General features: G+C 65.2%; 26 protein-coding genes. 4 read left to right on the top strand and 22 right to left on the bottom strand.

Features of this window, described 5'->3' with window-relative positions:
• Positions 1-13: 13 nt before the first annotated feature.
• The 8 genes from ASF30_RS11585 to ASF30_RS11555 all read right to left on the bottom strand — a co-directional run bounded on the left by ASF30_RS11585 (position 14) and on the right by ASF30_RS11555 (position 5,189).
• Positions 14-463: a hypothetical protein gene (locus ASF30_RS11585; RefSeq protein ID WP_055906429.1), complete on the bottom strand. Its 450-nt coding sequence runs from the start codon at positions 461-463 to the stop codon at positions 14-16.
• A gap of 47 nt (positions 464-510) precedes the next feature.
• Positions 511-921 carry a hypothetical protein gene (locus ASF30_RS11580; RefSeq protein ID WP_055906425.1) on the bottom strand — a complete coding sequence of 137 codons (411 nt, stop codon included), beginning with the start codon at positions 919-921 and terminating at the stop codon, positions 511-513.
• A 43-nt stretch (positions 922-964) separates the two neighbouring features.
• Complete coding sequence (locus ASF30_RS11575) at positions 965-1,405, bottom strand: hypothetical protein (protein WP_055906424.1); 441 nt, start codon at positions 1,403-1,405, stop codon at positions 965-967.
• A gap of 31 nt (positions 1,406-1,436) precedes the next feature.
• The gene (locus ASF30_RS11570; RefSeq protein ID WP_055906421.1) at positions 1,437-1,868 is read right to left on the bottom strand and encodes a hypothetical protein; all 432 of its coding nucleotides are present in this window, start codon (positions 1,866-1,868) and stop codon (positions 1,437-1,439) included.
• 100 nt (positions 1,869-1,968) lie between these two features.
• Complete coding sequence (locus tag ASF30_RS22725; protein WP_157497281.1) at positions 1,969-2,136, bottom strand: hypothetical protein; 168 nt, start codon at positions 2,134-2,136, stop codon at positions 1,969-1,971.
• On the bottom strand, positions 2,133-2,507 hold the full coding sequence (locus tag ASF30_RS11565) for a hypothetical protein (RefSeq protein ID WP_055906418.1): 375 nt from the start codon (positions 2,505-2,507) through the stop codon (positions 2,133-2,135). Before ASF30_RS11565 ends, ASF30_RS22725 begins: the two co-directional genes overlap by 4 nt.
• A gap of 119 nt (positions 2,508-2,626) precedes the next feature.
• Positions 2,627-3,916: an RNA-guided endonuclease InsQ/TnpB family protein gene (locus tag ASF30_RS11560; RefSeq protein WP_082467781.1), complete on the bottom strand. Its 1,290-nt coding sequence runs from the start codon at positions 3,914-3,916 to the stop codon at positions 2,627-2,629.
• Between the two features lie 187 nt (positions 3,917-4,103).
• On the bottom strand, positions 4,104-5,189 hold the full coding sequence (locus ASF30_RS11555; RefSeq protein WP_055906413.1) for a hypothetical protein: 1,086 nt from the start codon (positions 5,187-5,189) through the stop codon (positions 4,104-4,106).
• Positions 5,190-5,245: 56 nt separating this feature from the next.
• On the opposite strand from ASF30_RS11555, the gene ASF30_RS11550 reads away from it, so the two are divergent.
• The 4 genes from ASF30_RS11550 to ASF30_RS11535 all read left to right on the top strand — a co-directional run bounded on the left by ASF30_RS11550 (position 5,246) and on the right by ASF30_RS11535 (position 8,649).
• Entirely contained in the window at positions 5,246-5,860 is a 615-nt protein-coding gene (locus ASF30_RS11550) for an HNH endonuclease (protein ID WP_082467724.1), read from the top strand.
• 620 nt (positions 5,861-6,480) lie between these two features.
• Entirely contained in the window at positions 6,481-6,915 is a 435-nt protein-coding gene (locus tag ASF30_RS11545; protein WP_055906407.1) for a LexA family protein, read from the top strand.
• Positions 6,905-8,200 carry a Y-family DNA polymerase gene (locus ASF30_RS11540; protein WP_055906405.1) on the top strand — a complete coding sequence of 432 codons (1,296 nt, stop codon included), beginning with the start codon at positions 6,905-6,907 and terminating at the stop codon, positions 8,198-8,200. Before ASF30_RS11545 ends, ASF30_RS11540 begins: the two co-directional genes overlap by 11 nt.
• Before the next feature lie 59 nt (positions 8,201-8,259).
• Positions 8,260-8,649: a hypothetical protein gene (locus ASF30_RS11535; RefSeq protein WP_055906402.1), complete on the top strand. Its 390-nt coding sequence runs from the start codon at positions 8,260-8,262 to the stop codon at positions 8,647-8,649.
• Between the two features lie 51 nt (positions 8,650-8,700).
• Here the strand turns inward: ASF30_RS11535 and ASF30_RS11530 are convergent, their stop codons facing one another.
• The 14 genes from ASF30_RS11530 to ASF30_RS11470 form a co-directional block, all read right to left on the bottom strand.
• Positions 8,701-9,318 carry a hypothetical protein gene (locus ASF30_RS11530; protein WP_055906400.1) on the bottom strand — a complete coding sequence of 206 codons (618 nt, stop codon included), beginning with the start codon at positions 9,316-9,318 and terminating at the stop codon, positions 8,701-8,703.
• Between the two features lie 43 nt (positions 9,319-9,361).
• Positions 9,362-12,529, bottom strand: a complete 3,168-nt coding sequence (locus tag ASF30_RS11525; RefSeq protein WP_055906397.1) for a sialidase family protein — start codon at positions 12,527-12,529, stop codon at positions 9,362-9,364.
• 76 nt (positions 12,530-12,605) lie between these two features.
• Positions 12,606-13,415: a hypothetical protein gene (locus ASF30_RS11520; protein WP_055906394.1), complete on the bottom strand. Its 810-nt coding sequence runs from the start codon at positions 13,413-13,415 to the stop codon at positions 12,606-12,608.
• Between the two features lie 4 nt (positions 13,416-13,419).
• Positions 13,420-14,142, bottom strand: coding sequence for a hypothetical protein (locus ASF30_RS11515; protein WP_055906393.1), 723 nt, complete (start codon positions 14,140-14,142; stop codon positions 13,420-13,422).
• Between the two features lie 54 nt (positions 14,143-14,196).
• Entirely contained in the window at positions 14,197-14,712 is a 516-nt protein-coding gene (locus ASF30_RS11510) for a hypothetical protein (protein ID WP_055906390.1), read from the bottom strand.
• A 36-nt stretch (positions 14,713-14,748) separates the two neighbouring features.
• Positions 14,749-15,117 carry a hypothetical protein gene (locus tag ASF30_RS11505; protein WP_055906388.1) on the bottom strand — a complete coding sequence of 123 codons (369 nt, stop codon included), beginning with the start codon at positions 15,115-15,117 and terminating at the stop codon, positions 14,749-14,751.
• Positions 15,114-15,491, bottom strand: a complete 378-nt coding sequence (locus ASF30_RS11500) for a hypothetical protein (RefSeq protein WP_055906385.1) — start codon at positions 15,489-15,491, stop codon at positions 15,114-15,116. The genes ASF30_RS11505 and ASF30_RS11500 overlap by 4 nt, the downstream gene beginning before the upstream one ends.
• Before the next feature lie 102 nt (positions 15,492-15,593).
• Positions 15,594-17,627, bottom strand: coding sequence for a hypothetical protein (locus tag ASF30_RS11495; RefSeq protein ID WP_055906381.1), 2,034 nt, complete (start codon positions 17,625-17,627; stop codon positions 15,594-15,596).
• Positions 17,628-17,680: 53 nt separating this feature from the next.
• Positions 17,681-18,001: a hypothetical protein gene (locus tag ASF30_RS11490; RefSeq protein WP_055906380.1), complete on the bottom strand. Its 321-nt coding sequence runs from the start codon at positions 17,999-18,001 to the stop codon at positions 17,681-17,683.
• A gap of 205 nt (positions 18,002-18,206) precedes the next feature.
• The gene (locus tag ASF30_RS11485) at positions 18,207-18,401 is read right to left on the bottom strand and encodes a hypothetical protein (RefSeq protein WP_055906377.1); all 195 of its coding nucleotides are present in this window, start codon (positions 18,399-18,401) and stop codon (positions 18,207-18,209) included.
• A complete protein-coding gene (locus tag ASF30_RS11480; RefSeq protein WP_055906374.1) occupies positions 18,394-18,714 on the bottom strand; it encodes a hypothetical protein in 321 nt (106 codons plus the stop codon). The genes ASF30_RS11485 and ASF30_RS11480 overlap by 8 nt, the downstream gene beginning before the upstream one ends.
• Complete coding sequence (locus ASF30_RS22720; protein WP_157497279.1) at positions 18,711-18,974, bottom strand: hypothetical protein; 264 nt, start codon at positions 18,972-18,974, stop codon at positions 18,711-18,713. Before ASF30_RS22720 ends, ASF30_RS11480 begins: the two co-directional genes overlap by 4 nt.
• Positions 18,974-19,378 (bottom strand): hypothetical protein, encoded by a 405-nt coding sequence (locus tag ASF30_RS11475; protein ID WP_055906371.1) that lies wholly within the window; start codon positions 19,376-19,378, stop codon positions 18,974-18,976. The genes ASF30_RS22720 and ASF30_RS11475 overlap by 1 nt, the downstream gene beginning before the upstream one ends.
• Positions 19,375-19,692, bottom strand: coding sequence for a hypothetical protein (locus ASF30_RS11470; RefSeq protein ID WP_055906368.1), 318 nt, complete (start codon positions 19,690-19,692; stop codon positions 19,375-19,377). Before ASF30_RS11470 ends, ASF30_RS11475 begins: the two co-directional genes overlap by 4 nt.
• Positions 19,693-19,737: the final 45 nt, after the last annotated feature.

Genomic DNA, 19,737 nt, shown 5'->3' with positions numbered 1-19,737 from the left:
CGTGGGTGGTGTGCTACTTGACGGTCGGGAGTTCGTGGCCGCCGGACACCAGGTAGGAGGAGCCGTCGTCGGAGAGGGCGAGAGCGAGGGTGCGGCCGTCGACCTTGACGGTGCCGTGCCGCATCAGGTGCTCGGCGAGGTCCCCGGTCAGGTCGACGTTGTAGCGGTCGGCAGCCCAGCCGGTGATGCTGGCGGTGTTCGCGGCCGCGGTGGCGGGGACGCCGATGGCTGTTCCGAAGAAGGACACGAAGAGGAGGGCGCCGGCGGCGATGGTCGTGCCCTTGGCGGTCTTGTTGAGGATCCAGCCGGGCGCCCGGTTGGTGACCGCCTTCTTCGCGACCCATCCGGCGGTCCAGATGAGGCCGGCGAGCAGGATGCCGCCGACAGCGCCGTAGATGGCGATGATGAGGAACAGGGGGAGGTTCTGGCTGACGAAGCCGGCGGTGGTGTTCAGGTGAAGCATGAGGATGGTGCCTTTCGGAGGTGGAGTTACGGGCCAGTCGGTGACGATCAGTTGATGTGCGGCAGTTCAGTGCCGTCGGGGATGACGAGCACCAGGTCCCCGCCGCGGTCGGGGACGGCGTGGACTGTGAACTGCTCGCCGTTCACGGTGACGGAGACCTCGTTGTGGCTACTGCTGACGAGCCGGTCCACCTGGCGTGCGGAGAGCTTCAGCCCGTAGTCGAGGGCGGCGCCGGTGCGCAGCTGATCGGTGGCGTCGTCCCATGCGGCCTTCTGTGCAGCCTCGGCCGCGATGGACTCCGCCTGGACTTCCGCTCTGTGCTGCTGCTCCTGGACGAGAGTCACTGCGACGAACGTGATGAGGCCGGCGATGCAGAGGAGCATGACGGCGGAGGCGATTGCCTCAAGGGTGATCGCTCCGCGCTGGTCGTGGCGGAGACGGTTCCGGATGGTTCGCATGGGAATGCCTTTCGAAAGTGGATGGGTGACGCTGGGGTCGTCGTTAGTGGGCGCGCGGCAGCTCGGTGCCGTCGGCGAGCAGGTAGTAGCTCTTGTCGGTGGACTTGATGAAGCTGATGCCGCGGCCGTTCACGAGGATGGTGTGGCCGGAGATGATCTGGTCGGCGGTGTCCTGGTCGAGGGTGATGTCGTACCGGTCGGCAGCCCAGTCGATGAACCGGGCGTGGTCCGCGGCGAGGGCATCCTGCTGGGCGTAGATCACATTTCCGGCCAACACGGCGAAGGTTGTGACCCCGCCGGCAAAGAGCAGCACGGCGCCGATCCCAACGACGAGGGCGGCCTTGATGCGCCCGGTCGGGAACATGTACGCGATGACCGCTGCGGCTGCGCTGAGAACGATGAGGGCGACGGCCGCAACCAGCGGCGCGGTCATGTCGGGCTTGAGGAGTGTGAAGGCGAATCCGCCGTTGTTGAGGTGCAGCATGATGATGCCTTTCAGAAGATGCGGGGTTGGGTTACTTAACGGGGAGCTCGACGAGCCCCTTGACGTTCAGCAGGTAGTAGCCGTCGTCCTGGCCGACGGTGAGCTTCACGCCGGCACCGTCGACGGCGACGACCTCGCCGTCGATGAGGAGGTTTGCTGCGTTCTTCGACAGATCCACGTCGTACCGGTCCCCAGCCCACTCGATGACGGACTTCTGGTTGGCGCTGTCTGCCTTGCTCTCCGCGCTTCCGACGCTGGTCGCACCGACGATCCCGCCAACGATGGCCAGGACGAGCACGACGGCGGAGATTGCCGCCGTCTTAGCCATGCCTTCAGAGGCAGTGCTGGCGGTCGACCAGACGGCGATGAAGGCGATGAAGAAGCAGGCGACAGTCATGCTGTTGAGCCAGAATGTGTCTGCAGCGCTGAGGGTGATGCCGCCGAGGGTGGTGATGTCGTTCATAGGTGGTTGTCCTTCGAGGTGCGGGGTCAGGGGAGTTGGGATGCTGGATTACTGCGCGACCTTTGGCATTCAGCGGATGGGCCGCGATGCGTCGTGGCTGTTAGCCCCAGACGATGACGTCGTGGCCGACGAGTGCGTTGGTGAGCCCAGCAATGGCTGCGGTCGCGATGACTGACACGAGCAGGATCGCGATCACGCCGATCGAGACGGACACGAGGTCGATGCCTCCCGGACGGCCGTGGTCGAGGAAGCTGAGGATGGTCTTCATGACTTCGGCAGCTCCGTTCCGTCCGGCTGGACGAGACGCGGACCGTCGGTCGAGTCGACGTAGTGGACGGTGTACTGCTTGCCGTCGATCTTCACGCCGTACTCGGGGTGAACCTCGACGTCAGAGCGTCGAGCGTCGTACGGCATCAACTTCTCCGCCTGCGCATCGGTCAGCTTGAGCCCGTACTCCTGGCTTGCGGCGTGACGGATGTCGTCACGAAGATCGTCGTGAAGGTTCTGGACCCAGACAGTGGCGACGATCGCGAGGGTCAAGCCGACGACAGCGGCGACGACGAACATGGCGCCCATGACGCTCATGACATTGATGGCTCCGCGCTGGTCGCGGCGGAGACGGTTCAGGGTGTTTCGCATAGCTGGTCCTTCGTTGGGCGGGGAGTGCGGGGTAGTGCCTCCCTGTTCCTATGCGCGAGCCTGAATGTCGGCTGTCAGATTCTTGACATCCTCCCCGGCATGAATGCCGGGGATTCCCTCTACCGCACCCTCGAGGGGGTGCGGGTGGGGCGGGTTCCTGCTTCGTCGCGGATTGCGGCATCTCGGTCCGACCGGGGTCGGGCGAGGTGTCGTCTGACATCTGCTCCACAGGCGTTTAGGGTCTCCGAATGTCCTCCGGCGACCATCAGCAGGTTGGTGGCGGCGTTGTAGTCGCGGTCCAGGACCGCACCGCACGCGCACGTCCAGATGCGCACATGCAACGGTTTCGCACCGCTGTTGGTCCCGCACAGGGTGCAGGCCCGGGTGGATGGGAACCCGGCGGGTGCTGCTGCCACGGTGCGGTTCTGCTCGACCGCTTTCGCGCCGAGGATGCTGAGGAACTGGCCCCAGCCGGCATCGTGGATGGATTTCGCCAGACTCGTCCTGGCCAGCCCGGTGATGCTCAGGGTCTCCACGGCGATCGTTTGGTTCTCACGGATCAGCCGGGCAGCGACCTGGTGGGCGTGGTCGAGGCGTTGATTGGCGACGTGCCGATGCAGAGAAGCCACACGGCGCTTCTGCTTGGCACGGTTCTTGCTGCCCTTCACCTTACGGTTCAGGGACTTCTGCGCTCGGGACAGCCGGCGGGCGGCAGCACGAGCAAAGCGAGGGTTGTCGATGATCTCCCGGGTGCCGTCGGAGTACACCACAGCAGCGAACTCGTTCAACCCCAGGTCGATGCCGGCGACCCGGCCCGGATGGGCAGGCGCAACCGCAGCCTTCTCGGGCACGTCGACGGTGAAGGAGGCGAAGTAGCGTCCATCCGGGGTGTGGGTGATCGTCACCGACTTCGGTGCCGACGGGAGTGCTCGTGACCAGCGCACGGGGATGGTGCCGATCTTCGCCAGATACAGGCGTCCCGGTGTGGGGTTGTCCGGGTGGGTGTTGGTGTGGCCGCCACGGATGGAGAACCCGTTCACGGTGAACCGGATCGACTGCTCGCCCTGGTGCTTGGACTTGAACTTCGGCAGCCCCACCCGGCGTCCCTTGCGGCGGCCGGAGAGGGAGTTGAAGAAGTTCCGGTACGCGGTGCCGGCATCACGGATCGACTGCTGCAGCAACACGACAGACACTTCAGCCAGCCATTCCCGTTCCGGGGCCTTTTTCGCTGCCGTGATCAGGAGGCGTTGGGCTTCCACATCGGACAGGAACGGCTGATTGTTCAGGTGTCGGGCACGGTTCGCGGCGACGTAGTCGTTGAACACCACTCGTGCGCACCCGAAGGCGCGCGCCAGAGACTGCTGGGCGGCAGGGCCCGGCATGATCTCGTAGCGATAACGGCGAATCATCAGTGCATTCATGTGCGGCATTGCACCGAAATGTCAGACGTGACAGGCAGTGCTTCCTCCCCGGGCTGAATCCCGGGGGCATCCGCGCTACCTGTTAGTGAGTGCGACCAGCTGGGGCAACGCAAAAGCCGCTGCGCCCGGGTGATGGGCGGCAGCGGCTTCATGCAACGTGTCGGTCGGCAGTCGTTCAGACCTCCTGCGGGAACTTCGTGCCGAAGCTGTCCAGGTCGATGCCGAGGTTCTTCGCGTTGAAGCGGATCTGGCGGATGTTCCAGCCCATGTCGCGGCGTGCGTAGTCGGTGCCGTCCCAGAGGACGTCGGACAGGTTCGCGTCGCCGTACTCGGGGAACTCGGCGTTGTTCACCCACTCGTCGAGGGCGTCCTGGGCTGTGGCGAGGAACCCGTTGGGGGTGCGCCAGAAGTTGTGCGGCTTCGGGAGCTCCACGCCGAGGGCGTCGAGGTCGATGTTGTGCTTGGCGGCGTTCTCCCTGATGGTTTCGAGGCAGTGGATGGGGTCTTCGTGCCAGTTGACGCCGTCGAGGAGCTGGCCGCGCTGGCCGAAGTCGCCGATCTCGTCGTCGTACTTGTCGACCCAGTCCTGGAGAGTGTGGGCGGTCGGGTTCAGCTCTTCGTACTCTCCGGTCTCCGGGCCGTGGTCGACGGAGAAGTACGGGAGGCGGAGGGCGGGCAGGTCGGCCGCGCCCACAGCTTCGGATGCGATCGGCTTCGGGAAGTCGTCGACGTCGTAGGAGCTCTGGTCGGTCAGGTCGATGCCGAGCTCGACGGCCATCGCGACGATGAACTGCTCGGTGGTGCGGTGGAGACCGTCGGAGTTCACGCGGTGGGCTTCGTCCGGGTGGTTGCGGGTGAGGTTGCCGACGACCTCGTCGTGGTCGACCGGCTGGGATTCGTAGTCCCATCCGACGGCACCGTAGAGGGCGTCGGATGCTGGGACCTGCTCGGGGTCGATGCCGGCTCCAGCGAGCGGGAACACGTAGGAGTTTGTGGCGGCTGCGCCCCCGTAGCGGTGGGTGAGGTTCTCCATCACTTCCTGGAGGTTCTCGGGTCGGTACCCGCCGGTGGTGTCTTCGATGTGTTCGAGGAGGGAGAACTCGTCGACGAAGTGGATGCCCTGGTAGGTGAACCCGTCGAACTGCGGGGCTGTGGTGTCCACCGGCGTGAGTGCGGTGAGGACGGAGTTGGAGGCGGTGGGGACCTTGCCGGCGAACCGGCCGAGGAGGTCATGGATGTTGTTGCGTACGTCGACGGTCATGCGTTCCTAGGTGTGTGGCGGGGGAGCGTGTCGGCGACCGCCAGTAGCCTGCGGGGATGAAATACGTGCCCACCGACCCGGAAGAAACCCGGTGGTACGAGCAGGAGCTCGCAGCGAAGTTCGCCGCGAAGAACGCTCACCCGGACCCTGCCGATGTCGTCGCGTACAACGTCTGGTTGAAGACGCCGGTCCCGAAAGACCGGCGCCTGGTGGCAGTGTTCCTGCACGCCGCGTTCGGCGGTCGATGCGACATCTGCGAGACGCCGATCGACATTGACCTGCGCCGTCCGCACCCCGGCGCGGCCGAGGTTGACCACATCATCCCGCAGGTCGACTTGGGCCCGGACATCTGGGGGAACGTCCGTGTCGTCCACCAGTACTGCAACCAGGTCAGAAGCGACGCCCCGTACGGTGAGCCGGACCCGCAACGGATGGCAGCCGCGTTCGCCCAAGCTGTCGAGTGGTACAACGACCCAGACGCCCGAGCTCACCTCAAGATCGTCCAGATCATCGCCAAGACGGAGAAGCGGGCGCAGATCGAATACGCCTGGCGGGAAGAGCAAGGGCTGCCCCACCGGAGATCAGCACTCGACGACTATGTCGTCGGCGATGACGACCCGGAATGGTTCAAGAAGCTGATCGCCTGGCGATACGAGAAACAGCAACCGTGAACATCGACCACCGGGCACCGGCAGTGTGGGGACACGTCACCGCGGTTACTGCGCGGGTGAATCGGGTCGTCTGTTGGCGGCGTCCTCGCGGGCTTTCCACGCCTCCAACTCCTCCCGGTACTTGGTAGGAGACAGCACGGCGGAGAGCCCAGACGGGTGCCCGGTGAAGTTCAGGCGACGTCCCGCTGCACGTGCCGCAGCGCGCTGAGCTCGGGTTCCGCGCTGCCGGGCGGTAACTACCGTGAGCGCATCGAACACGGCGGGCAGGATTTCGAGCACGTTGCTGTTCCGTTCTCTCGCGGCGGGCCGAGGTGCGGTCGCGTGGGCTACGGGCCCAGAGTGGGCATGACCGCGATGAAGAACACTGCGAGCACCGTCAGGCCGGCGATGAGGATGGCGCTCAGTGTGATCGCCAAAGGCCAGTTCGGTGGACGTCGTTCGCTCATGCCAGCACTCTGTGCGGGGTCTTCTGCGTCGTTGGGGTAGTCACGAGTAGAGGCCATGTGGCAAACGGTAGCAAGCCGCGTCCCCGTACTGGGGAGCGTCCCTCAACTTCCTTCCGTCAGCCGTCGCGCGTACCATCAGACTTTCGAAGGCTTGTTCGATGGAAGGGAGACCGCATGACCCTCGCCGTGCTCCCCATCGACCCGGCTAAGTCACTCCGCCGCCAACTGCCGCTCTACGCACCCGTCGCCGTCCCAGCCGGCTTCCCATCCCCAGCCCAGGATTACTACAACGGGCCCGTCGACCTGAACACCCACCTCATCCAAGACCCGACCTCGACGTTCATCATCAGGGTGTCCGGCGAATCCATGACCGGTGTCGGCATCTACGACGGGGACGAAGTGATCGTCGACCGGTCCCTCACCCCGACCGACGGGTCGGTGGTCATCGCCATCCTCGACGGCGACCTCACCCTGAAACGCCTGCGCATGCGGGGCGGGTCCGTCGCCCTGCACGCCGAGAACCCCGACTTCCCCGACATCATCTTGCGCGGCGACGCGAACCTCAGCATCTGGGGCGTCGTCACCATCTGCCTGCACCATGTCCGGTGACCGAGGCCCCCGCCGCATAGGCCTCGTCGACGTCAACAACTTCTTCGTGTCCTGCGAGCGGGTGTTCGACCCGAAACTTCATGGCGTCCCCACCGTCGTCCTCAGCAACAACGACGGGTGTGTCGTCGCCCGCAGCGCCGAAGCGAAAGCCCTCGGCATCAAGATGGGCGACCCATGGTTCCAGTTGGCGCCGCTCGCGAAACACTGGAACCTGCAGCACCGGTCCAGCAATTACGAGTTGTACGGCGACCTCAGCTCGAGGGCATTCGAAGTGATCGGCCGGTTCTGTGCCGGTGTTGAGCCGTACAGTATTGATGAAGCTTTCGTCCATCTGCGGGGGAACGTCGACGAGCTCGTAGCCGCCGGACGGAAGATCCGCGCCGCGGTCCTCCGGAACGTTGGCCTGCCGGTCTGCGTCGGCTTCGGCGGAAGCCGCACATTGTCCAAGCTGGCGAACCACGGCGCCAAGAAGACACCCGCGTTGGGCGGCGTCGCTCACTGGGATGCGTACACACCCGCCCAGCAGGACGTGATCATGGACAGCCTGCCGGTGACCGAAATCTGGGGTGTCGCCGGCCGCACCGAGAAGCGACTCAACGTCCTCGACATCCACACGATCAAGGACCTGCGGGACGCCGACCCGAAGCTAATCCGCACCAAGTTCAGCGTCGTGCTGCAGCGCACCGTGTACGAGCTCCGCGGCACGGACGCGATCGTCACCGAACCGACGCGGGCGGCGAAGGAGCAGCTGATCTACTCCCGCATGTTCGGGCAGCCGGTCACCCGGGCGGAGGACATGGAGCAGATGCTGTCCGTCTACGCCCAACGGGCATCAGCCAGGCTCAGGAAGCAAGGGTCCGTCGCCCAGCACCTGCAAGTGTTCGCGGGCACGCACGGGTTCAACCCGGACGCCGTCCAGTCCTACCCGGCCGTGTCCGTCACACTCTCCGTCCCGACGGACGACCCGATCACCTTGTCGAAAGCAGCCATCCAGTCGTTGGGTCCGCAGCTGGTGCCGGGTGCGAAGTACGTGCGGGCCGGCGTCATCCTGACCGGGATCACGCCGAAGGCGTCGCATGCATTCCTGGAACCGTTCACCCCGCTGTACGACCAGAAAGACCTGGGGGCGGTCATCGACTCAGTCACCAAGAAGGTCGGCACCGGCGCGATCGGGCTCGGGCTCGGTGGGATCCGGAAAGGTCCGGTATGGAAGATGCGACGGGAGCAGCTCAGCCCGCGAGCGACCACGCACTGGGATGAACTGGCAGTGGCGTACGCGAGGTGAAAGGCCCGCCCCCGGACTGGGCGTGTACGCCGCGTTCCCGTGCTTCGTAGACTGCCGGGATGCTCAAGCTCCTTCCCGTCGTCCTGCTCGTGCTCGTGACAGTCGGATGCGCCGCAGCTGCGCCTCAGCCGTCGAAGGCGTACGACACCCTGGAGGAGCTGCGGCAGGACTACATGGCCGCCGACGGTGAATGCGGCCTGCTGACCGAAAGCAAGATCGGGGAGCGCCCGGCGTTCACGATGGCCTACGGCGACTGCAACGGTGGCGAGTCACGGCTGGCGCTGTTCGAGGACACCGACCAGCAGGATGCGTTCCTGAAGAAGATGAAGGACAACGACCTGGGACTCGGAAGGCACCTGCTCGTCGGAGAGAACTGGGTCATCGCACCCGAAGACGAGAACCCCGGCAAATACCAGTCGGAGCTCGGTGGGGAAGCCGTCAACTACTAGACGCAGAAAGCCGGCCGTGGATCTCTCCAACGGCCGGCGTCGTTCCGCTGCCTACTTCGCGACCGCGACCGTGTAGTAGATGGCGTCCTGGTCGTACCCGTGGACGAACTCCACCTCGTACTCGGGGCCGCGGGGGTCGGTGACGTTGCTGTCGCGTAGAGCGAAGATCTCCGACGGGTCGTACCCGTCGGGTACCTGGTCGATGGTGTCGTACTGGGCGAAATCGCCGTCCATCGTCTCGACCTGCTCGTAGAAGTTGTCGAACTGGTCGAACGTGTACGGGGTGTTGAACGAGTGCGGCTCATCGGTGACCGTGAAGGACGTCGCACCGGGCTGCACACCCGGGGTGTACGCGACCTCGCCGGCGGTGGAGGTGGCGGACCAGATTCGGTTCGCGGGGATGTCATCGGGGATCTCATCCGCGGTGGCGAACTGCGGGAACTCGTTCGGGCGGTAGACGCCGTCCTTCTTGAAGTGGCCGGTGAACTGCTCGGTGAACGCAGACGCGGGCACCGGCTTGCTGCCGAGGCCGGCCAGCGGGTTCGACACGCTGGACTCGCTCGCGCCAGGCGCGTCCTTGCCGGCGAACGCGCCAGCGTTGTCGACGATCTGTGTGGTGCCGTCGGGGTTGGTGATCACGGTCTTGTTGCCGCGCTTCTGTTCGGTCATTCGTCTCCCTCCTCAGGGTTTCGAAACGTAGGTGTGCGGCGGGTCAGCCCTGGTTGAAGTCGTACCGGACGACGCCGTCAGCGGACTGCAGGTAGATGTGTGCCCCGTCTCCGGACATCGCCACCGACTGCCAGGCGCCGGGAGCATCCCAGTCGTGCCAGGCCGTACCGCCGTTGACGGAGGTGTGGATGTGTCCGTCCGATGCGGCAGCTACGACCTTGGAGCCGTCCGAAGAGGTGGCCACTCCGACGAACGGGTGCTCACCAGACTCCTTGTCAGACCAGGTGGCTCCGCTGTCGGTGGACTTCACCACCTTGCGGTTGTCGGCGACGGCGTAGGCGATGGTGCTGTCGCCGGATGCGATGGTCGCACCCTTCCAGGTTGCGGTGGGGCCGACGGGTGTCCAGACGGGCGTGGTGGCTGTTCCGTCGACGGTGCGGAAGATCTGCCCGGTCTTCACCGGTGCCAGCACCAGCTTCCCGTCGGAGCTGGTGTCCAACCCAGTCCAGAGCGAGTTGGTGACTCCGGTGGTGGTCATCGCTGTCGTGTTGCCGCGGTAGAGGCCGTACCCGGTCGTGGCAGAGAACCAGGAGCCGGTGTAGGCGATGGAGCCGTCTCGGTTGAGCGCTGCGACCTTTGCGGTGCCCCCTCCTCCCGTCATCGCCGTCCAAGCACCGCCGTCCGCGTCGACCCTGCGGTAGCTGGTGTTGGCTCGGACCAAGATCTTTTTGCCGTCGCCGCTGATCGCCGCCGTCGTGATGTCCGACGAAGTGGTGCGCTGCGACCATGTCTGTCCGGCGTCGTTCGACTCGTACAGGTACTGACTGGATGTGCTGATCCCCGCGACGAGGTGACTGCCGTCATCGGATGCGGACACGGCAGTCCAGCCGCCCGCGCGGAGGTTTGTTGTCCGCCAGGTGGTGCCGCTGTCAGTGCTGACGAACACTTGTCCGACTGTGCCGGCTGTAGCCATGACGGCGATCTTGCCTTCATCGCCTTTGGACATGGCGATCGACTGGTAGAGGCTCTCATTGTTGAGCAGGTTCCCGACGCTAGGCCATGTTGCTCCGCCGTCCGGCGACCTGTACAGGTCGTAGCCCTGGGTGGCGTTGAAGATCTTCGGGGAGTACATCGCCTTGCAGTCCTTGTCGCATGCGACGGTGGGTACGTGCGCTTGCGAGCCTGTCTGGGAGAATGTCACTCCGCCGTCCGTGGACAGGTACACATAGGCGTAGTTGCCTGAGTTCCGGGAGGCGAGGACGCGCTGGCCGTCAGTGGAGATGGCAACAGCTTCCGCGGTTGCGGGAGATGTAGCCGCACGCCAGGTGAACCCGCCGTCGTCAGTGGTTGCTGCCCCGAACGTCCCTGTGTTCTGCCCGGCTACGGCGTGCACACCGTCGTCGGACATGTCGACGTCCTCCCAGGACGCCGGATCGGAACCGACTGATCGCAAGGTGGTGCCGCTGTTCGAGGACAGGATGATCTGCCCGGTTGCTCCGCTGACTCCGGCGATCATCTTCCCGCCGTCGGCAAGGGCGATGGGGCCCCAGTCGCGTTTACGCTCCTGCGTCTGGTCGGTGAAGGTTGTCCCGTTCGTTGACACCGCCAGGTAGTACTCGGCGAATGTCGCACGGCCCGCGAGGATTGTGGTGCCGTCCGGGTCGATGGCGATCGACGAGGCTGCTGGGGAGTTGCTGCTGGTGACCCAGTTGGTCCCGCCGTTCGATGATGAGTACACGGCCGCCGAGGATCCGGAGCGGGACGCTGCGATCCTCGACCCGTCCTTGTTCGCGGCGACAGCGTTGATGAGGCTTCCGCCTGCCGTCTGCTTCGTGAATGTCGCACCACCGTCGACGGAGGTGTACGGGTTGCCGGTCAGGTTCCCGACGATGAACATGCTGCCGTTGCCGGCGTACGCGGAGCTTGACCAGGTGATGGTGCCGGTCGGGTTGGTGCGCTGCACCCAGTTCGCCCCGCCGTCAGTGGAGTGCCACACGGTGCCGCCGGAGACGGTTGCGACGATCTTCTGTCCGTTGTACGAAGAGGACACCGACGACCAGTTTCGGGCGGAGTCCGAGAGGAGCGGGGTCCACGTCTTGCCGTAGTCCGTGGACCGGTACAGGAACCCATTGGCGACGGAAGCGACCAGCATGTCGCCGTCCTGGGATGAGGTCAGACCAGACCAGGTGAGCTGGCCGGCGGCCGTCCGAACTGCCCAATGCTTCCCGGAGTCAGCTGACGTGTACAGCGGTCCGTCTTTGACTGCCGCTGCCAAGTGGGCGCCGTCCTTGGAGGTGGCCACGGCGGTGAACTCGCCGGTCGGGGTTGTCGTCCAGGTGGAGCCGGCATCTTCGGAGTGGAAGATGTTCTGGCCGCGGGCTGTGCCGATGACGGTCTTCCCGTCGGAGGACACTTGGACGTCGGTCCAGTCCTGGGTTCCGACACCCAGCGCCTTCCAGTGCTTTCCGTTGTCGTCTGACGTCCACAGGTCACCGCCGGTGACCGACGCGATGATGTGGTCGCCGTTCGGGGACACAGCGATGGACGACCAGGCCAGCTGCCCGGCCGCCGTCATCGGATCCCAGGTCTGGCCGACGTCGGTGGACCGGTACAGGGCACCGTCGGTGAGAGCGGCGACCATCACTGCGCCGTCCGTGGACATGTCCACCGCGGCCCATTTCGAGGAGATCGGGGTTCGGTGGTCGTACTTCGTGAGGACGGTGAACGGGTCTGCGACCGGCACCGGTTCCGGGGCTTGCGCGGGGGCGAGCTCGGCGAGCAGCTCGGCGAAGTTGACGCAGTCGTTGGTTCCCGGTTCGGTCTTGGCGTCGTGGATAGTGGGCGTCTTGTTGTCGACCCAGAAGACCTTGTTCCCGGTTGTGGCGATGCCGAGGTAGCAGGAGCCGTCTGCGGGAGCGCCGACCGTCACGTTGTCGGGTGCGTCCAGGAAATGGCATTCGTTCAGGTCGGAACGGCTCAGGTACCTGCCGGACTTCTCACACACCGCTGATGGGACCCGTGCTGTCTGCTCGGCGAGGACCACCGACTGCAGGTTCGACTTCGCCGCCTGCTCGTGTGCCCATGGGATCACCGCGAACACTGACACTCCGATGATTCCACTGACGATCGCGATGACGATCACGCCCACCATGATGGAGGCCAGGTCAATGGCTGCGCGGCTAGCGGTGATGGCGTGGCGCAGGCGCAGCATTCTTGTTCTCCTCCGGTGGATTCACCGTGAGGGCATGTGGCAAGACGTCCGCCGCTGGGGATCGAAGATCCACTGGTTACTGGGCCGCCGACACTGGTTGTCGTGCCGGCCACTTCACACCGCTTTTCAGGATGTCCTCCCCGAGCTTGGGGCGTCCTTCGGCGGTGAGGTTGGCGATGTCCTGGATGGTGACGGTGTCGTCGCTGGCGCGGAACTGTTCGGCGAGCTCGTGGATGAGCACTCGGTCGGCCTCCGCGAGGGGAGTCCCGTCGCTGTTCTCCGCAGTTCCGTCAGCGCACCCGATCATGTTGTCGGCGATGCCGTTCCTGGCTTTCGCGGCGGTTCCGTCGCTGTATCCGTCGTCGGTGTCGTCGAACAGCCACCCTGATTTCGCCCACACGTAAGCACCGTCGTCGGTCGCCATCAGTTTCACTTCCCGGATCCCCATCTCCGCGTACAGCTCCATGGCGGCATTGTTGAATGCGGTGGCGAACCCGGTTCCTTGGTGTTCCGCGGCGATGTCCAGGTTGTTGTTCCGGACGGTGCCGTCGTCTTTGAATGAGCGCATGAACCAGCCGACTGCGTTGCCGGCGGAGTCACGGATGCTGCCTTCCCATTCACCGCCGAACTCGCCGTAGAACTTCGCCCACAGCCCATGGCTGCCGAACGGCCTGCCGCAGATCTTGTCGATGAACTCGTGGAACTGCGCATCGGTGATCCGGGGGTGCTCCTCGAATGTGAGGGAGGCGGGACCGAGGTCACCGCTGGTGCGGGCGCGGCATTCGGTCAGGGCTGCCTCGCCCCGGAAGTGGTAGCGGATCTTGGTGCCGTTGCTGTTCCGGCAGTCGGACGTGCACAGCTCCGCGTTGGCGGGGATTCCCGGCATGAGGCTATCGGCCGATCAGCCGGGACCAGAAACCACGCTTCCGAGGCGCCGTCCGGTCGGCGTACTGCTTCTCCTGCCAGGCGTCAGCCTTCTGCTTCTCTTTCATCTGCAGCGCCGTCATCTCGTCGTTTCTGGGCTGCTTGCTGCGGAGACGGTCACGCTTGTCCAACGTCGCCTGCGCGGCGTCCCAGGCTTCGTCCTCGTAGACGTCCGGCCAAGCGAACGGCGCGTTCTCGTACACGGCGGCCTCGTCGTATTCCGGGTGGGCGAGCTCGGTCTTGGCTCTACCAACACGAGTCAGAGAATGGAGAAGCCGGACTGCTCGCATGAGCTCGTCATTGTGCGGGTTCTTGTAGTTGACCTTCACACCGGTGTGTCGGATGAACGTCTCCACGTCGAGGGTGGCGGAGCTGAGGTGCTGGAGCGCTGCCGCGTGCACCGCGTGCATCACGTCATCGGGGATCTCGGTGACGTCTTCGATGTCCTCTTCGTGACCGATGAGACCACCGACGTAGCGGGACCAGATGACGGTGAGATCGCCCAAGGAGGCGTTGAGCGGCTCGATCACCTGAAGGTCGGCCACCAGACTGACGTCGTTGTCGCGTCGGTTTCGGCAGTCGGTCAGCGCTTGCTCACCGCGGAAGTGGTACTGGATCTTCGTCCCGCTGCTGTTCCGGCAATCGGAGGTGCACAGCTCGGCGTTGGCCGGGATCTTCTTGGAGTTCATGCGACCGTAGGTGTGTGGGCGCGAACGGGTTGTTGTCGCGAGGCTGCCGGCTCGCTACTGGGGACGTTTGCGGCTGCCGGCCCTGTCGAAGAACCCGGAGAACCCGCCGACGCGGTCGGGGACGGCGGTGTTGATGACGTTCAGGCGGGCCAGGAACGAGGACAGGTCACCGCGGGCGAACACGGGGATGCTGCGGTGACCGACGGCGCGGATGGTGGGTATCTGCTCCTGGGTGTTCAGGAACGGGGTGACGCCAGTGATCGAATGCACCGACAGCTCCCCGCGGGCAAGCGGCGCCTGCCAGCGGAGGGTGTCACCGTCCAGCTCGAGCTTGTAGGCGACCCGGAAGTACCACCAGTACACATTCCAGAGGAAAGCACCGAACCATGCAGCCATGAACAGGGCGGCAGGCCATCCGTTCTTCTCGATCATCCGAGGAGCTCCCCAGGCGCCGCAGACGACCATGAACAGCAGGAGCGCAGTCGAGAACGGAAGCCACCAGGCGGGCATGGCCCACCGGTACGTGGGTCCGCTGTCGGCGAGACGCTCGTCAGTCGGGGATGTGTTCATGCTGGTCTCTTCCATATCGGGTGCGGCGATGACGGGTCAGATGATGCTTGAAACGGTGGCTGCCGTGGTCGCGGCCGCAAGGCTCGCGGTGGCTGCTTGATCCCATTCGTCGCGTGTCGATGGGCGCACCAGGCTGGCGAGGGAGTCCCAGAAGCTATCCGGTGCGTCGAAGTCGTACCGGTAGGTGCTGTACAGGATCCTCGTGTGGTACCCGTGGCGTCGTCGCAGCCTGCGCGCGATCCTCTTCGCACGACGGAAAGTCGCAGCTTCCTCGTCGGAGGAGCTCGACATGTTCTCCGTGGTGAAGCCGATGAACACCTGGTACAGGCCGCGGGGGTGGCGGCCGCGGACCAAGGTGCGCCCGTCCTCGTACACCAGGTCGTAGCCGTGGTACTTGGTGGTCATGCTGCGGCCCCCTTCACTCGGTCGATCGCTTCCTGGATCTGCTCCGGGGTCACCGTCACGTACACGTCGATGGTCAGCTTCGATCGCCTGTGTTCGACGATCTGCCCGTCGAGCTCGCTGAACCGGATCGGGTTGTGGTTCGTAGGGATGACGTAGACGATGAAGGCATGGCCGGCGGCCGCGACCGCAGGAATCAGGTGGGTTTTGACCAGGTCGATGAGAACGTCGTGGTGGTCGAAAGGCCTGGGCCACCATCCCACAGTCGCCTGATCTGCGTACCAGTCGTGGACAAGGTCACCGTCGCCGAAACCCCACTTCGACAGCAGGCTGCTGCCATCGAGGGTGAGGGATGCCGGCTGGGCTTCGTCGTTCATGTCACCATCATGTGCGGTCGTGACCAGATCTGCCGACGTAGGGGCTGAGAGTGACGAACGGCGGACACCATGAGGGTGCCCGCCGTTCATTCAGTTCCTCGGCTAGTTGCTGACGCGTGTCCAGGTTCCGCAGCCGCTGGTGTCGACGAACTCGCCGGCGTGCACTTCCCAGTACTTGGTTCCGCTGCCGCTGCCGTCGTTGTCGATGATGTCGTCGTAGCCTCCGGAGAGGGTAGAAAGTGATGCGATGTAGCACCAGCCACCATTCCCGCCGGAGGACTTGTACGTGCCCGGGCGGACGTCAACCCCGACTGCGTACATGCCGTCACCGGGGAACGAGGAGGCGTTCTTGCCGGTGCCGTCGTACCGGTACCACGCACCGCAACGGTCGGACTCGAAGTACTTGTCCGTCGCGGAGATCGTCACCATCTGTCGGCCGGAGCCGAAGTTGTTGTCGATGATGTCGCGGCTGGAGGACGACCGCTCCCAGTAGCAGTTGGTGGTGGAGGCGGTGTAGTAGGTGCCGGCCTTCACGTCGATGCCGACACGGTAGGTGCCGTCGCCCTTGATGGCGGATGCGGCCGCTGCGACAGCAACGGTCTTCGCCGATGACACCCCGAGAGTGCCGTAGCCGGTCGCGGACGCGGTGACCCGCACCTGGACCTGCTTGCCCTGCATGGACGTCTTCAACCCCAGCTTGGAGCTGGTTGCTCCGGAGACTGCTGCGCCGTTCAGGTACCACTGGTACTTGTAGGTGACGCCGGTGGTGGGTGCGGAGGAGGCTCGTGCGGCGGTCAGCGTGTACCCGACCTTCACGGTTCCGCTGATCTTCGGGGCGCCCATCGTGATGGTGCCCTTCGCGACGGCGGCGGTGGACTTGGACGTCTTGGCGACGGTTGCGTACCCGGTCTTGGCTCCGGTCACCTTCACGGTGATGCGCTTCCCGGCGCTGGACCCGGCAACAGTGTAGGTCGAGCCGGTGGCGCCGCTGATCGCGGCACCGTCGCGGTACCACTGGTACTTCAACGAGACGGTTGCGGGAGCCCAGGTGCTGGCGACAGCGGTCAGCTTGTAGCCAACCTTCACGGTGCCGGTGATCTTCGGGGTTGGAGTCGCAGTGAGCAGCTTCACGATGGTGCTGGTCGATGCGGAGGTGCGGGTCAGGGAGGTGTACCCGGACTTGGAGCCGACCACGGCCACCTTCACGGTGGTCCCGCCGTCAGCGGTCACCAGCTTGTAGGTGCGTCCGGTGGCTCCGGAGATCTTCGACGACCCGCGGTACCACTGGTAGGTGTAGGTGAGACCGGCGGGCGTGACAGCGGTCAGCGTCTGCCCGACCGTCTTCGTGCCGGTGATGGTGGGGGTGAACGCGGTGATCGTCCCTGGCTGCACGGTGACAGCGGCGGAGGTCGCGGATGCGGAACCGAACTGCTCGTCTGCGCCTGTGGTGGTGACGGTGACCTTCGTCTTGCTGTCGGCTGCGCTGAGCGCGTACGCCAAGTTGGTCGCTCCGGCAATCGGCGCGCCGTTCCGGTTCCACTGGTAGGTGACGACAGCGGTGCCCGGCCAGTACGTGCCGGGGGTCGCAGTCAGGGTCTTCCCGACCGTTGCGGTGCCGGAGATCGTGGGTGCGGTCTCGTTGCGGGTGACCGGGGCGACGACAGTGAAGTCAGCCGTGCCGGCGAGGGTCGGGTTCACGTCGCTGGTCACGTCGCAGCTGCCGGCAGCGTTCACAGCGGTGAACATGCCGAGCTGGTAGGTGCCGGCGGCGGGCAGGGTGAAGTCGACGGTGTTCGCGCCGCTGGCGGTCACGTCCACCCAACCGTTGTCCTGGACCCGGTAGGCGGGGTCGTCGAAGCCGGACGGGTTCGGGGTGATGACGACCGGGTTCACTTGACCGTACGTGCAGGTGTCCGCGAAGGCGGCGTCGTAGGCGACATGGACGTCGTAGTCGGCGCCGTTGTAGCTGCTGGTGACAGAGATGTTGCTCGCGGTCACGAGGGGAACAGCGGTGTCCTCATCAGCATGGGCTGGCGCTGCACTGAGCAGGCCGCCGAGAAGGGCGAGGGTTGCGGTGGTGGCGGCGGCGATGGCGCGGCGTGTGCCGGGGTTGCGGGTGGGCGCGGCTGTGCGCACAGTGGCTCCTTCGTTCGGGTCGGGCTGGTGGGAGGCTATCGGGGGCACGCCGGTCAGCGGTATTCCCCGTTGGGGTGGTCTGCCGCGACCAGGAGGTCGAGGAGGGCCCACCGGCGATCGTGCTCGGACAGCCGGAGGATCCGGTCGGCCTCAGCTACGAGGTCAGGGCGGGATGTCTCAGCCGGATGCCGGAGCATCCGAATGTGCATGGGGAGGTTGGGGATGAGACCAACGACCAGATGCCGTTCACGTAGATCCGTGGACCACTGCTCGGAACCGAAATCCCACGGGCGTCCACGTCCGTCGATGAACTCAGTGCCAGCCGGGAGGGCTCGCAGTTCCGTTTCGGTGGTGACAGTATCGCCGATCTGCATGAGGAATCCCTGAACTGAGGTCCGGGCGGTCCGTCCCTCATCTCCTTCATGTGCGGGATTGAGCAGTCCTGGCGCGTTCCAGCTCTGGTGCTGTGGGAACCGCATGCTGTCCCGGTCCGCATGGAGGATCACGACGGTCCGGACGACGAAGGCGACAGCGACGACGGGTTCGCCTGAGCACCCTTGGAGGAGCTCGTACCGCTCTCTAGTCGATGACCGGTTCGGTGGTGATCTTCACCAGTTGCCCGCCGTCGAGCTGGGCGGTGCGGGCTTCATGCTCGGTGTCGAAGATGTCTGTGGATCCGACGTCGTCGAGGATGACTCCCCATTCGACTTTCGGTCCGGTCAGGTAGGGGAGCTCGGGGAGCTCAGAGTGCTCGGCTGCGCGCGTTTCAGGCATCACGCTTCGTTTCGTGTTGCTCGGCCCGCGTCTGGGCGAGGATCTCCTGCAGCCAGGGCTGCGCGAGGATCTGGGCTGCGATCTCCTGCCCGGTCGGGCGGGCGTTCACTGCGTCTCGGACCTTCAGGTACAGGTCCGTCTCACCCCAGAAGTCGCCGTCGGCGAGCTCCTTGCGGGCGAGTTCGATGTTGTCGCCCTTCAAGTCCAGGGCGAGGATGTCGACGTTGCCGGCTTCAATGAAATCTGCTCGTCCGGTTTCGCCGCGCATGAGCGGGATCCGGATGACGATCTCTCCGACCTTCTTCGTGGTCATGGCAGCGAGCCTTCCTTCGTAGGTACTGTGTGCGGGCCGTAGTACCAAGCGGTCATCGGGGCGCCGTCATCGGAGGTGGCCTGCGACACGGCGACGGTGGATCCGCACATGGCGCAGGTGGTGGTTCCTTCCCGGCCACCGCGGAGGGTGCGGGTGGTGGTGACGTTGGGGTCGCGGGAGGAGTTCGTGCGGACCGCTGGGCAGCGTTCGCCGGGGATCACCGGCTGTCGTGACGGGGCGCTCTTACGGCGGAACCCCATCAGGCTGCCGCACTCTCTGCGGCCTCGGTGAAAGTGACAGTCCAGTAGTCGTCGCCCTCGAAGTCCAGGTCGAACGGGATCGTCTCGCCGACGACGAATGTGCGGTTGTGGCGGAACAGCTGAGTGTTGATCGCATCGTTGATCGCCTCGGAGGCGCCGTCGCACTGGCCGACTGCGCAGATCTTCTGGTTGATGATCGCCCAGTAGCCCTCGCGGTGTTCGTGCTCGTCGCCGTGTGCTTCGTAGCTCTCGTACGAGTCGATGTTGGCAGGCGGGCTGCACTCCGTGCATTCCCACCAGAGGTTGCAGGTGTTGTCGCACAGCGCCGTCCATGCGACGTCGTCGTCCTGATGCCCGAACTCCGGGTCATGGTCGACGTTCGTGATCGTGAGTACATGGGTCATGCGGGGACGTTTTCCGTTCGTGCGAGGACGGCGCGTCCGGTGTCGGTGATCGAGAACAGCGGCTGGCTGTACTCGGTGTACAGGACTCGGGCGTACCCGAGGTTCACCATGTCGTGGCCCGCCTTCGCGCCCTTCATCGGGAGGGTTCCGCCGAGGGCGCCGTTCCTGTTGCCGCTGCGGCCGCGGGTGCGGCGATCCCAGGCGGGGGAGTCCGGCCACAGCTGCTTCGCGAGCTCACGGCCGGTGGCGCCTTCCGTTGAGGCGCCCTCGAGCGCCGCGAGGATGCGGTGGGTGAACTTCGTGGATGTCGGCACAGGCGTGCTCCTTCGGTGAGAGTGTTCTTCGCCCCCTACATGTGC

The sequence above is a fragment of the Leifsonia sp. Leaf264 genome (genome assembly GCF_001422325.1).
In the GTDB taxonomy this organism is placed as follows: Bacteria; Actinomycetota; Actinomycetes; order Actinomycetales; family Microbacteriaceae; genus Orlajensenia.
The sequence above is the reverse complement of the archived record's forward strand: the minus strand, read 5'-3'. Positions and strand labels throughout refer to the sequence as shown.